The organism is Enterococcus sp. AZ009 (assembly GCF_050548785.1).
In the GTDB taxonomy this organism is placed as follows: domain Bacteria; phylum Bacillota; class Bacilli; order Lactobacillales; family Enterococcaceae; genus Enterococcus_D; species Enterococcus_D entomosocium.
On record NZ_CP172960.1, the window covers coordinates 2,120,830 to 2,136,598 of the forward strand.

Genomic DNA, 15,769 nt, shown 5'->3' on the forward strand with positions numbered 1-15,769 from the left:
TCCTTTACTAATTGCTTGATCTGCTAGTTAGTTTTGTGCACCAATCATTACGTGATTGGCATCCACCTGTTTATTAAAGGCCTTGATCAAATTGATGGTTACCACACTTGTTTCTGCAAAATAATCCGCAGCCTGCTGCTTATTTTTATTAAAGACGATTGGTAAATAACCGAGATAAAAGAAAACATTGAATTGCAGCACATAGCGCCCGCAAAGTTCGCGGATCAAGACCGTTTGCCAACTGAGTTCTTCTTCTACAAAAGAAATAACGCGGATGCCAAAGAGCATTTTCCCAATTGTTTGGCCATGATTCAGCTTCGTCATCAGAACAAAATAGCCCAGATAGATCGCTAAGGCACAGACGTTGTAAAGTCCAAACCGCTGGTTAGTTGCCGTTAGATTCGCTAGATTATAGATACTGCCGATCGTTATTTGCGTGATTGCCCGGATCACTAGAAGATCCACTAAAAAAGCAAACAGACGTATCCAAAAACCGGCAAAAAAGTAGCTAGGAAAGTCATTAAAGAACCGTTTGTCTTCGGTCTGTTTTTCAGGTTCTTCAAAATGTTGCCACGCTTTTTGTCTTTCTTCGATTTCACTTTGGTTATACTCTTCTTCTTGAAAAGACGTCAAGACTTGTTGATAAAAATCATCGGGATGGTTTACTTGTGCGTTCTTCATCGCTTTGCTGGCGTTTACTGGTTCGGCTGTTTCTGAAACCTGCGCTTCAGTTCGTACATCCGTATGACCGGTTGACGGTGTGGAGGTTTCGCGCTGTTCCCTTTGATCGATTGATGTACTTGTGTGATTGTCATCTGTTGACGATGCGGCAGCGGAATACTTGTTTTTATCTGTCATAGTTATTCACCTCCATAGTAATAAAGAGGTTTAGGGGCATCGCTTGTTCCTAGGCTTTCCATCAATTGGATCACTCGTTCTGTATTTGATTCTTTTAGTCCTTGCAGTTCGGCTAAACTTGAACCTAACCAAGTAGAAGCAAATCCAGTAGATGAAACGTCATAGCTGAAAATCTCTTCATCTTCCAAGCCTAGATCTGCTTGCATTGCTGCTAATGTATCTTCAGGAAAACCGATTTCATCCACTAAGCCAACAGACACTGCTTGCTGACCATCATAGATGCGGCCATCAGCGATCTTTCTAACGGCTTCTTCTGTCATGCCGCGTCCTTCAGCCACAATTTTAACGAACCGACCATAAGCATTGTCGACATAGGTCTGCAAGACTTCTTTATCGGCTTCTGTTGGCTCTCTCGTTGCTGAACCTACATCTTTTAGTGCACCACTTTTATACGTATTGTCTTCGATCCCTAGCTTTTCGAATAAGCCGGCATAGTTGAGCCCCGACATGATCACTCCGATCGAACCGGTAATCGTTTCATCCGTTGCGAAAATTTTATCAGCACCTGCCGAAATATAATAACCGCCACTGGCTGCCATGTTTTTCATACTGACATACATCGGAATCCCTAACTCTTTGATTTTTGCTAATTCACGAGCAATCTCGGCACTTTCATAGACGCCGCCTCCTGGGGTATTGACTTCCATCAAGATGCCCCCAATAGTTGGATCTTCTTGGATCATCCGTAGTTCTTCTAAAAATCGCTGATGATCATAAGATTCTGTTGTGAATAAGCCGCCACTGGAGCTGCTGGCGATCGTTCCTTCTAAAGATAAGCGAACAATGCGATTGTCTTGATCTCCGGCAACTAACGTTGTCTCTTCGATCGCATTACTTCCGTAGAACAAAGCATTTAAACCTTGCAGCGTTTGAGTTTCCTCTTGCTCTGGACGATTTGTGATTACTGAAAAAACCCCCGAGCAGATAAATAACCCTGCTGCGATCGCCGCTGCGATCCATCTTCTTTTATTCATTTTCCCACCTAACTTTTCGCCTTTCCCATAATTTAGTATAGATTTTTGATGACGATCACTGCTTCTTCGTCACCAACCGCATCAAATTTCTCGCTTTTTTCAGCTAAGACGTAGCCGCCAAAAAATTCCTTTGTTAGTTCATCCTGGACTTTGAATGTTTGCGCGGTTTCCACGGTGACTGATCCGGGTAAAATTTCTTGCAAGCTGTCCCAGCCCGTATCCAACATGACCTTTGTTTCATCTGTGACATTAGGATCTTTTTCTATCGCAGCTACTATTTTCTTTAGCTCTGAAAAAGTCATACAATTTACAAATTCTGGCATTTCATTCCCTCACTTTCTTACTTTTTTATTGTAGCGAACTTAAAAAAAAAAGCATAGCTTTATGAGGAAATTTCTTGGGAATCTTATTCGACAAAGCTATGTCAGCTATTTTGATTCCCTTTAGACTGGTTCAAATCAACCTTACCAATAACTATACCAATTATTTTCATATAACTTACAGTTGACAGAAACAGGAATAAATATTATGATATTGCTTGTATTTCTATAAAATATTTCACAAGGAGGATAGATAGACCAATATGGATAGCGCCTGATCTGGAAACAGATGACGAGGAAAGAGTTTATCGAAACATTCGGCGGATGACTCTAGGGACTGCACTCTACAGGCAAGAACAAATCTCATCGTAAGATGATGACAAAGACTTGCTGCGCAGATAGAAATACATAATGCCAAACTAAATTTTTTGAAAGTAGGATTATCATTATGTGTGGAATTGTAGGAATCGTAGGAAAATCAAATGCAGAACGAATTATTTTAAACGGATTGGAACGCTTAGAGTATCGGGGCTATGACTCAGCAGGCCTTTATGTCGCTGATCGGACTTCGGATCATTTAGTGAAAGCCCAAGGAAGAATCAAAAACTTGGAAGAAAAAGTGACTTCTGAAGTAACAGGAACGATCGGTATCGGACATACCCGTTGGGCGACCCATGGCAAGCCATCAGAAATGAATGCTCATCCTCACACTTCGGCAAACCAAGCACTCGTTTTGGTTCATAATGGTGTGATCGAAAACTTTGAAGAGCTTCATCAAGAATATTTAAGCAACCACCAGTTTGAAGGTCAAACAGATACCGAAATCGTTGTTCATTTGATTGAAGTGTTGAAAGAGCAAGACAACAGCACGACCAAAGCGGCCTTTAAAAAAGCTTTGTCCTTGATTCGCGGCTCTTATGCCTTTGCTTTAGTAGAAAAAAAAGATCCAGAAACCATTTATGTTGCTAAAAATAAAAGTCCCTTATTGATCGGTTTGGGAGATGGATTTAATGTCATTTGCAGCGATGCCTTAGCAATGCTCGATCAAACGACTCATTTTGTTGAGATCGAAGATGGCGAAATGGTGACCGTAACAGCCGATGCGATCGAAATCGAAGATCCAAAAGGAAACCTTGTGTACCGTGAATCTTATGAAGCACAACTAGATCTGACTGACATCGAAAAAGGAACGTACCCTTACTACATGTTAAAAGAAATCGATGATCAACCAACCGTGATGCGCCGCTTGATCCAAGAATATCAAGGAGAATCCGGTGAAGTAGTAATCGATCCAGCGTTAAAAAACGAACTTTTAGCGAGCGATCGAATCTACATCATCGCATGTGGTACCAGTAATCATGCTGGTTGGGCAGCAAAATCCATTTTAGAAAAGCTAACACAAATCCCTGTTGAGGTTCACTTATCTAGTGAGTTTGGCTACAACATGCCATTGTTGTCAGCAAAACCCTTCTTCTTGTTCTTATCACAAAGTGGTGAAACGGCAGATAGCCGTCAAGTATTAGTGACGATCAACCAGTTAGGTCTTCCTAGTCTCACGATTACCAATGTTGCTGGTTCTACTCTTTCTCGAGAAGCGAACCATACCTTATTGCTTCATGCTGGTCCAGAAATCGCCGTTGCCTCTACAAAAGCATATACCGGACAGATCGCTGTCATGACCTTATTAGCAAAAGCCATTGGTGATGAAAAAGCTGTCCCTGAAGCATTGGATTTTGACGTGTTCCATGAACTAAGCATCGTTGCTTCTGCAATGGAGGCTTTAGTGGATGAAAAAGCTGTTATCAGTCAATTTGCTGAAGATTTTCTTTCCGAAACCCGTAATGCATTTTACATTGGTCGTGGGAATGATTACTATGTATCAATGGAAGCGGCATTGAAATTAAAAGAAATTTCTTATATCCAAGCGGAAGGCTTTGCGGCTGGTGAATTAAAACACGGCACCATCGCGTTGATCGAAGAAGGTACACCAGTGATCGGTGTGATCACGGAAGAAGTGACTGGCTCTCATACGCGAGGCAATTTGAAAGAAGTCGAATCTCGTGGGGCTCACACCCTTGTGATCGTTAGTCAAGAGTTAGCAAAAGCGACTGATCAAATCATTTTGCCAAATGTTCATCCATTGGTAACCAGCTTAGTGGCAGTCGTTCCAACACAGCTGCTGGCTTACTTTGCCACTTTACAACGCGGATTCGATGTTGATAAACCAAGAAACTTAGCAAAATCCGTTACCGTTGAATAGTTTTTTAAAAAACTGAAACCGAATTGGTTATCTTCTGTTTAATAAAAAGAACTCCTCGTTCGATGACTCGATCGTTCCTAGGGGTTCTTTTTTCTTGTTTTCTGCCCAATAAATCCGAAAAGACTTTTAAAAGCAACTATACTTCGCAAGGCTTGCCCACGGCGTGTTCCCTTTTAAGCGTTGTCGACAAATTCGTTGACAAGTTTCTCTAGTTCGCAAGTTGGCTTCTTGCTGGTAAGTAGACAAAAAAGACGACCAAAGAATATCTTTGATCGTCTTACTTCTTCATTTATTCCGCACCGATTTCTTCTCGAACGACCGCTGCGATTTTTTCAACATAGTAATCGACTTTTTCAATGGTTGGTGCTTCTGCCATCACCCGAAGCAATGGTTCTGTTCCTGAAGGACGAACCAAGATCCGGCCTTCACCGTTCATTTCTGCTTCTGTCTCTTCCACGATTTTACGGATAGCTGGAACATCCATCGCACCATTTTTATCTGTCACTCGAATGTTGACAAGTTTTTGTGGATAGATCGTTACCTCTCCTGCTAATTCCGACAGTTTCTTGCCCGTTTGTTTCATGATATTCAATAGTTGAATTCCTGATAGTAAACCGTCACCTGTCGTATTGAAATCCAAGAAAATCATATGCCCTGATTGCTCGCCACCGAAATTATAATCGTTTTTACGCATTTCTTCTACGACATAACGGTCACCGACTTGTGTGATCACATCTTTCAGACCAATTGCTTCCACTGCTTTGTGGAACCCTAAATTGCTCATGACTGTTGTAACGATCGTTCCTTGGTTCAAGCGTTTTTGTTCTGCTAAATATTTTGCACAGATATACATGATCTTATCGCCATCAACGATATTTCCTAGTTCATCAACTGCGATGACCCGATCGCCATCTCCATCAAATGCAAGACCAGCATCGGCCCCTTTTTCAACGACGAATTCGGCTAATGTTTCGGGGTGAGTCGAACCAACACCATCATTGATGTTCAACCCATCTGGGGAAGTTCCCATTGTGAAGAATTCTGTTTCTAGATCGGCAAACAAACGATTGACGCTTGTAGCTGTTGCGCCATTTGCTGCATCGACACAAACCGTGATCCCTTCTAAATCGTCAGGAATCGTTTGACGTAGAAATTGAGAGTATTTCAATAACCCTTCTGGGAACTCATCCACCGTTCCTAAGCCATCGGCAGAAGGTCGAGGAAGTGTATCTTCCGGCGCATCAAGCAATGCTTCAATTTCAGCTTCTTGTTCATCGACTAATTTAAAGCCATCATTTCCGAAGAACTTGATCCCATTGTCTTGTGCAGGATTGTGAGAGGCAGAGATCATCACACCTGCGCTTGCTTTTTGTACTTTCGTCAAGTATGCCACTCCTGGTGTGGAAATAACGCCTAATTGAAATACCTCGATCCCAACGGATAACAAACCAGCAATCAATGCGCTTTCTAGCATTTGTCCAGAAATTCGTGTGTCTCGCCCAACCAATACGCGAGGACGACGGTCCCCGGTTTCATGTTGACTTAGTACATAGCCGCCGTAACGCCCCAATTTAAATGCTAACTCAGGTGTCAGTTCCTTGTTAGCTTCTCCTCTAACACCATCAGTACCAAAATATTTTCCCATTTTAATAACCTCTCTTATTCATTCTCTACAGTCAAACGACTAAGAACTACTTGTCGTCGTGCTGCTTGCGGAATTCTCTGTTTGTTCGTTCGTCGTGTCGACTGTTGAAGAGTTGTCTTGAGAATTCTCACTATTCACTGCTTCATTGCTATCATTGTTTGATTGATTCTCCGTAGTAGCTTCTGCAACCGGTGTGATTTGGATCGTCACGACCGTTGGATTGATTGTTGTCCCTTCAGGCACTGGAATGGTTACTGTCCGTTCCGTCGTTGTCGTGATCTCACTAACGTCCACCGGCACACCGATCTGTTGGGTTTCATCCAAGATACTTTGTGGTCCTGTCAGAACGGCACTGATACTGCTCATGCGATAAATGTAATGGGAGATCCCGTCTGGAGTTGTCCCTTGTTGTGTAACAAACAATTCAATTTCTTTGCTTGGAGCCTCCATCACCAATGCAACATCTACCGAATCAGGATCCGCGATGATCGCTAATGGATTGTTGTCGCTATCCCAGGCTTCGATGGTTCCATTGACAGTGATCGAATCCCCAGTGATATCATCTGGATTTACGATCGCTACCACTCGGTCGATTTCAGCTAATGTTTGATCGCCAGTTGTGATTTCTACTTTCTGCGGATCGACACTCATTGAATCGACGCCGTAACCACTCGTTGCTCCGTCAGTGGAGATGACGGGTTCAACGGTAAACGTTTGGGTCACTTTTTTCTCGATCGTCACAGTGACTGTTTTTGGTTCGATTTCAGCTGTGACGCTTGAACTAAGATTTTTTACTTCTAAAGGGACCTCATGGGTTCCTTCATCGAGCCCAGTCAAATCAGCTACGACTCGAAAGCTCCGTGTTTCCTCACTACGTTCTGCATTCAATTGTACACGATTTCGACTAGATAAAGTCACATCCACTGTTGTTTCAAATCCTTGGATGAAGTATTCATCCGTGTCGTAGGTGGTCTGAATCGGTACATTTTCGATCTCTTCCTCATAAGGATTTGATGTTCCCGCAAGATTGACTTGCAGGCTTGATCCGCTGGCGATGAAAAACAAAACCAGACTAAAGAACAGCGCTAGTATACCATAAAATACGTTTTGACGACGCTCTTTCTTGATCATTTTCTTCCTCCTTTGTTGACCCCTTCAAAGAAAGATTGCAGCAAGTTGCGTTTGCCAGGTTTTTCTTCCGGAACTAATTCGCGATTCAACACGTCGAGATACTCTTGGCGAGAAAGTTCAGTCAGCATGCGATTATTTAGCGTAATACTAACGTCGCCGGTTTCTTCTGAGACGATAATGGTCAATGCGTCACTGACTTCTGATATCCCAACAGCTGCTCTATGACGTGTCCCGAATTCTTTCGGAATCAGTGGACTTTCTGACAATGGCAAGTAGGCACTAGCAACAGCGATCTTATCATCTCTTAAAATGACTGCACCATCATGCAGCGGTGTATTAGGAATAAAAATATTGATCAGTAGTTCGCCCGTCACATCCGCATCTAAGGGAATCCCAGTTTCGATGTATTCTTCTAAACCAGTCGTCCGCTCGATCGTGATCAATGCACCGATCTTTCGTTTTGCCATATATTGAACAGCTTTGTCCAGTGCTTGGACCAAAACTTCATCCCGCCGTTTTTCGTTTTTAGAAGTCTTGAAGAAAGAGCTGCGTCCAAGATGCTCTAGCCCCCGTCGAATTTCTGGTTGGAAAATAACAATTGCGGCGATCACCCCATAAGTAATGACTTGATCCATCAACCAAGATAGCGTCTTTAATCCTACGATACCAGCCAAAAACCTTAGAACAATGAACAGTCCGACTCCTTTGAACAACTGGATCGCTTTTGTCCCTCGCACAAGCTGGATAAGCTTATAAACCAAGTACCAAACAACGATCACATCTAAAACATTTACTAAAAAAGACCAAGAAAATATATCAAATGAGAGCAATTCTCTCCAATAATCTAAATTAAAAAAATCCCTGAAATTTATCAACATAAACAGCCTTCCTTTATTCTTAAGACTTCAGATAATAGTATAACATAGGACCTCTTCAAAGATTTGAAAAAAAACAAATTTATGAAAAAGTTTTGAAAAAATAAACAGCTCTTTTATTTAGTTTACCATTATCATGAAATCATTGTTTGTCAAAGGTCTTAGAAGATTTCATCTAAAAGAGCTTCTTGCACGCATTTCATAGGAAAAACAACAAACGACCCTGAAAAAACGTGATAAAGCGTTTTTCCAGGGTCGTTCCTCAGCTAGCGATTATTCTTGCTGACGACGTTTTGCACGCGCTGCACGCCGTGCTGCTCTTTCAGCGAGCTGTTCTTCGCTTAACGGCTGTTTTTCTCTTCGCACACGCTCCGTTTTTACTGCCATTGGTTGTTCTGTATCAGTACTTACATTTTTTTCAAGCTTTGCTCGAATTTTTTCTTCTTGACCTGCTAAGCGGGCATAGTTATAGAAACGAGTTTTCGCATCTGAAACGGTTTTTTTAAACAAGGCTTGCGCCGCATTGGGATTGGCAGACTGCAAGGAAGCAAATCGGACTTGGGTCTGCATAAAGGCAGGCATTTGATCAAATGCTGGCTTTTTGAAATCGAGCGTCATTGGCTGTTTCCCATTTTCTGCCAACAGCGGGTTATAGCGGTAGAGACTCCAATACCCTGATGCAACTGCTTCTTGCGCTTCTTTCAAGGATTGACGCATTCCGCCAGCAAGACCGTGAGTGATACATGGCGTATAGGCAATGATGATTGACGGTCCCGGGAACCGCTCGGCTTCTTCAAAGGCTTTGATCGTTTGCATTTGATTAGCACCAGATGCGATTTGTGCGACGTAGACATGTCCGTAGGTCATCGCCATCATTCCTAAATCTTTTTTGGAAACAAACTTGCCACTAGCAGCGAATTTAGCAATAGCCGAAGTTGGTGTCGCTTTGGAGACTTGCCCCCCCGTATTGGAATAAACTTCATTATCTAACACAAGAATATTGACATCTGCACCAGAAGCGAGAACATGATCGATACCGCCAAACCCAATATCATATGCCCAGCCATCGCCACCTATCATCCATTGGCTTGGCTTAACAAACAAATCTTTTTCCTGCAGAATTTTGTTCAGCTGAGGTGTCGTGGAAGCCTCAGCTTCTAAGGCGGCGATCAATTTTGCTGCTCGCTGCTGTGTCCCAGCACTTTCTTCTCGATGAAGGTCCCAATCATCAATCAAAGCCTGCAATTCTTCTGATACAGCGGCTTTCAATGACTGCAACTGGGCTGCTAATTTCTCCCGTCGGGTTTGGTTGGCTAAGAACATGCCATAGCCATATTCGGCATTGTCTTCAAACAGCGAGTTTGACCAAGCTGGACCCTGTCCTAAGTGATTGGTTGTATAAGGGGATACTGGTGAGGTTCCACCCCAAATCGAAGAGCAGCCGGTCGCATTGGCGATCATCATGCGATCACCAAACATTTGGGTCAGAAGTTTGACATAAGGGGTTTCCCCACAGCCCGCACAAGCACCAGAGAACTCCAATAAGGGCTTATTGAATTGGGAGCCCAAAACAGTTCCTGGTTTTGCTGGATTTTCCTTTTGGCGTAAAGTCATCGCAAAAGCCCAATTTAAAGCTTGCTCTTTTTGTTCTTCGTAAGGACGCATCGTCAAGGCTTTCCCTTTGGCGGGACATGCCTCCACACAAAGGCCGCAACCTGTACAATCTTCAACGGAAACTTGAATTCGATATTTTTGGCCGTTCGCTCCTCGCATCTCTCTGACGATAAAGCCTTCCGGTGCTTCGGTTAATTCATCTTCATCTGCCAAAAACGGGCGGATCGCCGCATGAGGACAGACGAAGGCACACTCATTGCACATGGTACAGCGATCTGATAGCCACTCAGGCACTTCAACAGCGATGCCCCGCTTCTCAACCGCTGTTGTCCCGACAGGGATCACCCCTTCAGTCATTTGGTTCCTTACGAGGGTGCCGACGGATAGTTGATTGCCTTCTTGACGGTTGATGGGTTCCACGATTTCCCGCACAAATTGTGTCATAGCAGTGGATGTCCTTTCCGGCACTTCGATTGTTGCCCACTCGCTTGGAACAGGGATTTCTTGTAATAATTCGATGGTGCGATCAATGGCTGCTTGGTTCTTTTCAACGATCGCCATCGATTTGTGCCGATAACTTTTCAGCGCCTCTTCTTTTAAAATCGGCAAGATTTCCTCGGTCGGAATGATGTTTGCCAAGTAAAAGAAGGCTGTTTCCATCGCGGTATTGATCCGCCCACCTAAGCCAACTTCCATTGCCAACTGCATGGCGTTGATGGTATAAAAACGGATCTCGTTTTCAGCAAGATAACGTTTCATCTTCTTCGGTAGATTATTTAAAATTTGCTCTTGTGACCAGGTCGTATTTAATAAAAAGGTTCCGCCTTTTTTGAGTCCTTTCAGCAAATCATACGTATGCAAATACGCAGGCGTATGACATGCAACGAAATCCGCGTGTTCGATCAGATAGGTAGAACGAATGGGGGTATCCCCAAATCGCAGATGGGAAACCGTTAGACCACCAGATTTTTTCGAATCATAGTGGAAATAGCCTTGCACATATTTTTCGGTATGGTCACCGATGATTTTGATTGCTGACTTATTCGCCCCAACGGTCCCATCAGAGCCGAATCCCCAGAATTTCGCTTGGAAGGTGGATGGATCAGTTAGATCTAGCGTGCATTTTGAGGGCAACGACAATTGTGTCACATCATCCGTGATCCCAATGGTGAAGCGTTTCTTTTGGCTCGCTTTTGGCTTAATCAATTCGTCATAAACGGCAACGATTTGATCAGGCGTCACATCTTTTGACCCAAGACCATAGCGTCCACCAATGATCGTCGGCCGAATCGCTGCATCATACATGGCACTTTGCACATCCAAAAGCAAAGACTCTCCGTTGGCACCAGGTTCTTTGCTGCGATCCAATACAGCGATACTTTTGACGGTAGCAGGCATTTTTTCTAAGAAGACTTCTAATGGGAATGGTCGATACAGATGGATCGACAAGACTCCCACCTTGCGTCCAGAAGCGCACAAATGATCCACCGTTTGCTGGATCGTTTGCGTTGAGGACCCCATCGAAACGATAACTTCTTCGGCGTCCGCAGCACCATAATAATCCACTAAATCATAGTTGGTTCCTCTTAAAACATTGATTTTCTTCATGTAAAAACGAACGATCTCAGGCAATGTTTGATAGTGCTGATTGATCGTTTCCCGCTGTTGAAAATGGATATCAGGATTTTGATTCGTCCCACTCGTTGTTGGGTGATTCGGATTCATCGCTTTTTGACGAAAAGCAGCCAACTTTTCATGATTAACCATTTGTGCGAGTTCTTCATAGTCCAGCACCTCGATTTTTTGAATCTCGTGACTGGTTCGGAAACCATCAAAAAAGTTTAAAAATGGAATGTTGGCTTCAATTGCTGCTAAATGAGCGACTGGCGCTAAATCCATTACTTCTTGAACACTGCTTTCCGCTAGCATAGCAAAGCCTGTTTGTCGAGTGGCCATTACGTCGGTATGATCTCCGAAAATATTCAAGGCATTGGTTGTTACTGCTCGGCTGGCGACATGAAAGACGCCTGGCAGCATTTCCCCAGCAATCTTGTACATATTTGGTACCATTAACAAAAGTCCCTGAGATGCCGTATAGGTCGTCGTTAAGGCACCGGTTTTTAATGAGCCGTGAACCACACCCGCCGCCCCTGCTTCAGATTGCATTTCAACCACTTTCACCGGCTGCCCAAAAAGATTATGCTTTCCCTGAGCAGACCACTGATCCACTAATTCAGCCATGGTTGAACTAGGGGTTATCGGATAGATCGCCGCAAGTTCCGTAAAGGCATAGGAAATATAGGCAGCTGCCGTATTGCCATCCATTGTTTTTCTTTTTCTCATCTATATAACTTCCTTTAATCATCATTTTGCACAATAAAACACAATTCATTATAGCTGAAAAACAAGGAATATAAAAGCACCGGCTGGGTAATTTTCTTTATTTCGTGAAACGAAATACATAGTATTTAGCTAATTTCCCTCCTCATTTCACAGACTCGGATCAAAAGACCTGAGGCTTTTCTTTCAGTAGAAACTTCGGTAAACTAAAAGAAAAAGGAGGAATCTTAATGGATATTTCAATCATCAAAGCACAAGAAACAAATGCGGTAACAGGGATACATATCGGAGACCCTTCCGCTAAACCGATCGTCGAATTTATGAATTTGCGTTGTCCTTATTGTCGGCAATGGTTTGAGGAATCGTTACCGATCTTAAGTGAAGCTGTCACAGCTGGGAAACTACGCCGTGTCATCAAATTATTCGACAAAGAAAAAGAATCATTGCAACGAGGCAATGTGATGCATCGGTTTGTTTCCAGTACAGATCCTCAGGCAACGATCGCTGAGATTACAAAAATTTATCAAACACAAGACGAATGGGGTCATTTATCTTTAAATGAAGTGGCAGAATATGCGAAAAATACCTTAGGGCTATCTGAACAAAATCATCCTGCGATCGCCGGAGAAATTGTGGAAGAAGCGAAAAACGCCAACATTCAATTTGTGCCAACGATTATCTTAGATGGGCACATTTTTGATGAATCGATCACTGCTGAGGAATTAACTGCATTGATCAATGAGTAACCACAAATAAAAGAGCAGGAGCAGATTTGACGCGAACATCCACGTCAAATCTGCTCCTGCTCTTTTGATTCATTTTTATTCCATTCGACTAGCTGACTTGTTCACGAAGATGATCGGCAAATTCGTTGATTTTTCGAATGCGATGATTGATCCCTGATTTCGAGATCGCTCCTGATGGAATCATTTCTCCTAGCTCTTTCAAGCTGACCTCGGGATGTTCCAAACGTAATTCGGCGATTTCTTGCAGCTTTTCAGGTAGAGCTTGCAAGCCAACTCGATCTTGAATAAACTCGATATTGTCGATCTGCTTCGAAGCAGCATCGATCGTTTTGTTCATATTGGCGGTTTCACAATTCACCAAACGGTTGACTGAGTTACGCATGTCTCGCACGATCCGCACGTCCTCGAATTTCAACATGGAATTGGTGGCGCCGATCAGTGTCAAAAAATCAGCGATTTTCTCAGCGCCTTTCAAGTAAGAAATATACCCATTTCTACGTTCTAATGCACGGGCATTCAAACCATATGCGTTTAGCATATCGCAAATATCTTGGTTATGCTCCTCGTAGATGGAATAAATCTCTAAGTGATAGCGGCTAGTTTCTGGATTGTTGATCGATCCTGATGCCATGAAAGCCCCTCGTAAATAGGAACGCATTTTTTGAGTATTGCCCATGATCTCATCAGAAACATGGCTTTGAAACATCAGCCCGTCCATGATATCTAAGTCCAAAAGCACGCGCTTTGTCTCTTGCTTCAAACGAACGATGTAGACGTTGTTCTTTTTTAATTTCATTTTGCGACGGACCAGCAACTCGCTGCGCACGTCGTAATGATCTTTTAGTAAAGAGTAGATGCGTCTGGCAATCGCCGCGTTTTCTGTTTGAACGTTTAAAACAAATTGCTGGTTGTTGATACTTAATGACCCATTCATCCGAATCAAAGCTGCCAGTTCTGCCTTGGCATGTTCGCGATGAACTTCTAATGCAGTCAATTCTTTTTTTACTTCTGCTGCAAAGGACATAAAAAAATCCCTCCTTTCTTAGATTTTGGCCCCGTAAACGATACGTAGAAGTTCTTCAATCACTTTATCTCCGTCATGAAAAACTCCGCCATCTCTAAGCTCCAGAAAGTCAGCTGAAATGACACGGCTGGCTTCTTCTCGCAGTCCTTGGAAATCGTGTTTCACTTGTACAAGATATTCATCATAAATCTCTGGGTCCATATATCCTTCTGGAACTTTCTCGGTGTTGACTAACACCGTATCAATAAAGGGTTTGCCTAAATGCTTATGCAAGACTCGCACATGGTCGGCATCACTAAAGTGTTCGGTTTCACCTTTTTGGGTCATGATATTACAAATATAAACCGTTTCAGCTTGTGTTTCCAACATTGCTTGGCCGATCTCGCTGATCATGAGATTGGGCAAAATACTAGTAAAGAGACTACCAGGACCCAAGACGATCATATCTGCCTCCATAATTGAAGAAACAACTTTACGAGCTGCTTTCGGCTCATCATTGTTTTCTTGATTACGAACAAAGACCCGTTCGATCGTTTTGCGATCAACCGCGATTTTGGACTCGCCTACCGCTTCGGTGCCGTCTTTAAAAACAGCGTGCAACACCAATGGCAGATCTGAGGAAGGATATACTCGTCCATCGATATGCATGATTTTCGACAAAATTTGAATGGCTTCATAGGTACTGCTACGCATTTCAGCAATCGCCGCAATAATCAAGTTCCCAAGGGCATGATTGGCTAAAAATTTGTCTTCCGCTTTAAAACGGTATTGAAAAATATCATTATACAATTGCGGCATATCAGATAGAGCCGCCAGAACATTGCGCAGATCCCCCGGTGGTGAAATAGAGGAAACCAAATTGCGGATCTCGCCGCTGCTACCGCCATCATCAGCGACCGTAACGATCGCTGTGATGTCGACACCTTGATTCCGCAAGCTCTTCAGGATGACTGGTAACCCAGTTCCGCCACCTACCACAACGATCTTCGGCTTTCTGATCCGGTACGTTTTCATTTTCATGAACGATTCACCGTCTCTTTGCGCTTATCTTTGTCGCGATGAGTAATATTGACGCGATAGTCTTCTGCCAAAACCGCACCGATGCGCTCCGATAATGCAACCGAACGGTGTTGACCCCCAGTACAGCCGATAGCCACCGTCAAGCTGCTTTTGCCTTCCTTGACATAGCCTGGCATGATCGTTTGCAACAGTGTACTAAATTGCTGATAGAATTCTTCCGTTTCTGGAAAAGACATGACGTAATCATACACGGGTTCATCTTTACCCGTTAAAGGACGCAACTCTGGAATGTAATGGGGATTCGGTAAGAAACGAACATCCATCACGATATCAGCATCGATCGGCAAGCCATACTTGAAGCCAAACGAAAGTATTTCAATACGAAACCCTGTCTCATGAGAAGCACGAAATTCTTGATTGATTTTTTCTCTCAGTTGCCGTGGGGTCAACGACGTTGTGTCGATAACAATACTGGCACGCGTCTTCAAATCGTTTAAGATCGCTCGCTCTTTGCGAATGCCTTCCGTAACTAAGCCATCCATCGCCAAAGGATGTGCTCTTCTCGTTTCTTTGTATCTTGACACCAATTCATTGTCCGATGCATCTAAAAAGAGCATCCGTGTGTCGATAAAATTCGTGTTTTCAATATCGATCAGCATACTTTGGATTTCTTCAAAAAACGATCTTGAACGCAGATCGACAACTAAGGCAATTTTTGTCACTTTTCCTGATTCTTTGATCAGTTCCCAAAATTTAGGGATCAAGCTTGGGGGCATATTGTCGATACAAAAGTACCCCATATCTTCAAAACTCTGGATAGCGACCGTTTTGCCGGCTCCGCTCATCCCAGTAATAATGACCAATTCTAAATGATCCACTTCAGTCATAGGTAAAACTCCTTT

12 protein-coding genes are annotated in these 15,769 nt (G+C 43.2%); 2 read left to right on the plus strand and 10 right to left on the minus strand.

The features are described 5' to 3' along the window. Nucleotides 1-27: 27 nt before the first annotated feature. From IGJ74_RS10235 to IGJ74_RS10245, 3 genes are read right to left on the minus strand one after another with little or no spacing between them, the layout of a single operon-like run. The gene (locus IGJ74_RS10235; protein ID WP_086332413.1) at nucleotides 28-858 is read right to left on the minus strand and encodes an RDD family protein; all 831 of its coding nucleotides are present in this window, start codon (nucleotides 856-858) and stop codon (nucleotides 28-30) included. Nucleotides 859-860: 2 nt separating this feature from the next. Continuing rightward, nucleotides 861-1,892 carry a signal peptide peptidase SppA gene (gene sppA / locus IGJ74_RS10240; protein WP_218193074.1) on the minus strand — a complete coding sequence of 344 codons (1,032 nt, stop codon included), beginning with the start codon at nucleotides 1,890-1,892 and terminating at the stop codon, nucleotides 861-863. Between the two features lie 32 nt (nucleotides 1,893-1,924). Further along, on the minus strand, nucleotides 1,925-2,215 hold the full coding sequence (locus tag IGJ74_RS10245; RefSeq protein ID WP_005235701.1) for a hypothetical protein: 291 nt from the start codon (nucleotides 2,213-2,215) through the stop codon (nucleotides 1,925-1,927). 445 nt (nucleotides 2,216-2,660) lie between these two features. On the opposite strand from IGJ74_RS10245, the gene glmS reads away from it, so the two are divergent. Then, the gene (gene glmS / locus IGJ74_RS10250) at nucleotides 2,661-4,472 is read left to right on the plus strand and encodes a glutamine--fructose-6-phosphate transaminase (isomerizing) (RefSeq protein ID WP_008382201.1); all 1,812 of its coding nucleotides are present in this window, start codon (nucleotides 2,661-2,663) and stop codon (nucleotides 4,470-4,472) included. 289 nt (nucleotides 4,473-4,761) lie between these two features. Here glmS and glmM read toward each other — a convergent pair whose 3' ends face one another. The 4 genes from glmM to nifJ form a co-directional block, all read right to left on the minus strand. Beyond that, the gene (glmM, locus tag IGJ74_RS10255; protein ID WP_008382200.1) at nucleotides 4,762-6,117 is read right to left on the minus strand and encodes a phosphoglucosamine mutase; all 1,356 of its coding nucleotides are present in this window, start codon (nucleotides 6,115-6,117) and stop codon (nucleotides 4,762-4,764) included. Between the two features lie 39 nt (nucleotides 6,118-6,156). After that, nucleotides 6,157-7,248: a CdaR family protein gene (locus IGJ74_RS10260; protein ID WP_005235690.1), complete on the minus strand. Its 1,092-nt coding sequence runs from the start codon at nucleotides 7,246-7,248 to the stop codon at nucleotides 6,157-6,159. Continuing rightward, a complete protein-coding gene (gene cdaA / locus IGJ74_RS10265) occupies nucleotides 7,245-8,126 on the minus strand; it encodes a diadenylate cyclase CdaA (RefSeq protein ID WP_005235688.1) in 882 nt (293 codons plus the stop codon). Before cdaA ends, IGJ74_RS10260 begins: the two co-directional genes overlap by 4 nt. Before the next feature lie 270 nt (nucleotides 8,127-8,396). Then, nucleotides 8,397-12,080 carry a pyruvate:ferredoxin (flavodoxin) oxidoreductase gene (gene nifJ, locus IGJ74_RS10270; protein ID WP_218193075.1) on the minus strand — a complete coding sequence of 1,228 codons (3,684 nt, stop codon included), beginning with the start codon at nucleotides 12,078-12,080 and terminating at the stop codon, nucleotides 8,397-8,399. 227 nt (nucleotides 12,081-12,307) lie between these two features. On the opposite strand from nifJ, the gene IGJ74_RS10275 reads away from it, so the two are divergent. After that, nucleotides 12,308-12,823, plus strand: a complete 516-nt coding sequence (locus tag IGJ74_RS10275; RefSeq protein ID WP_016611872.1) for a DsbA family protein — start codon at nucleotides 12,308-12,310, stop codon at nucleotides 12,821-12,823. An 88-nt stretch (nucleotides 12,824-12,911) separates the two neighbouring features. Here the strand turns inward: IGJ74_RS10275 and whiA are convergent, their stop codons facing one another. Genes whiA through rapZ form a run of 3 tightly spaced genes read right to left on the minus strand, consistent with a single transcriptional unit; the run spans nucleotide 12,912 to nucleotide 15,754 of the window. Next, the gene (gene whiA / locus IGJ74_RS10280; RefSeq protein WP_005235679.1) at nucleotides 12,912-13,847 is read right to left on the minus strand and encodes a DNA-binding protein WhiA; all 936 of its coding nucleotides are present in this window, start codon (nucleotides 13,845-13,847) and stop codon (nucleotides 12,912-12,914) included. Between the two features lie 18 nt (nucleotides 13,848-13,865). Next, the gene (locus IGJ74_RS10285) at nucleotides 13,866-14,867 is read right to left on the minus strand and encodes a gluconeogenesis factor YvcK family protein (RefSeq protein ID WP_008382192.1); all 1,002 of its coding nucleotides are present in this window, start codon (nucleotides 14,865-14,867) and stop codon (nucleotides 13,866-13,868) included. Continuing rightward, on the minus strand, nucleotides 14,864-15,754 hold the full coding sequence (gene rapZ / locus IGJ74_RS10290; protein ID WP_016611873.1) for an RNase adapter RapZ: 891 nt from the start codon (nucleotides 15,752-15,754) through the stop codon (nucleotides 14,864-14,866). Before rapZ ends, IGJ74_RS10285 begins: the two co-directional genes overlap by 4 nt. Nucleotides 15,755-15,769: the final 15 nt, after the last annotated feature.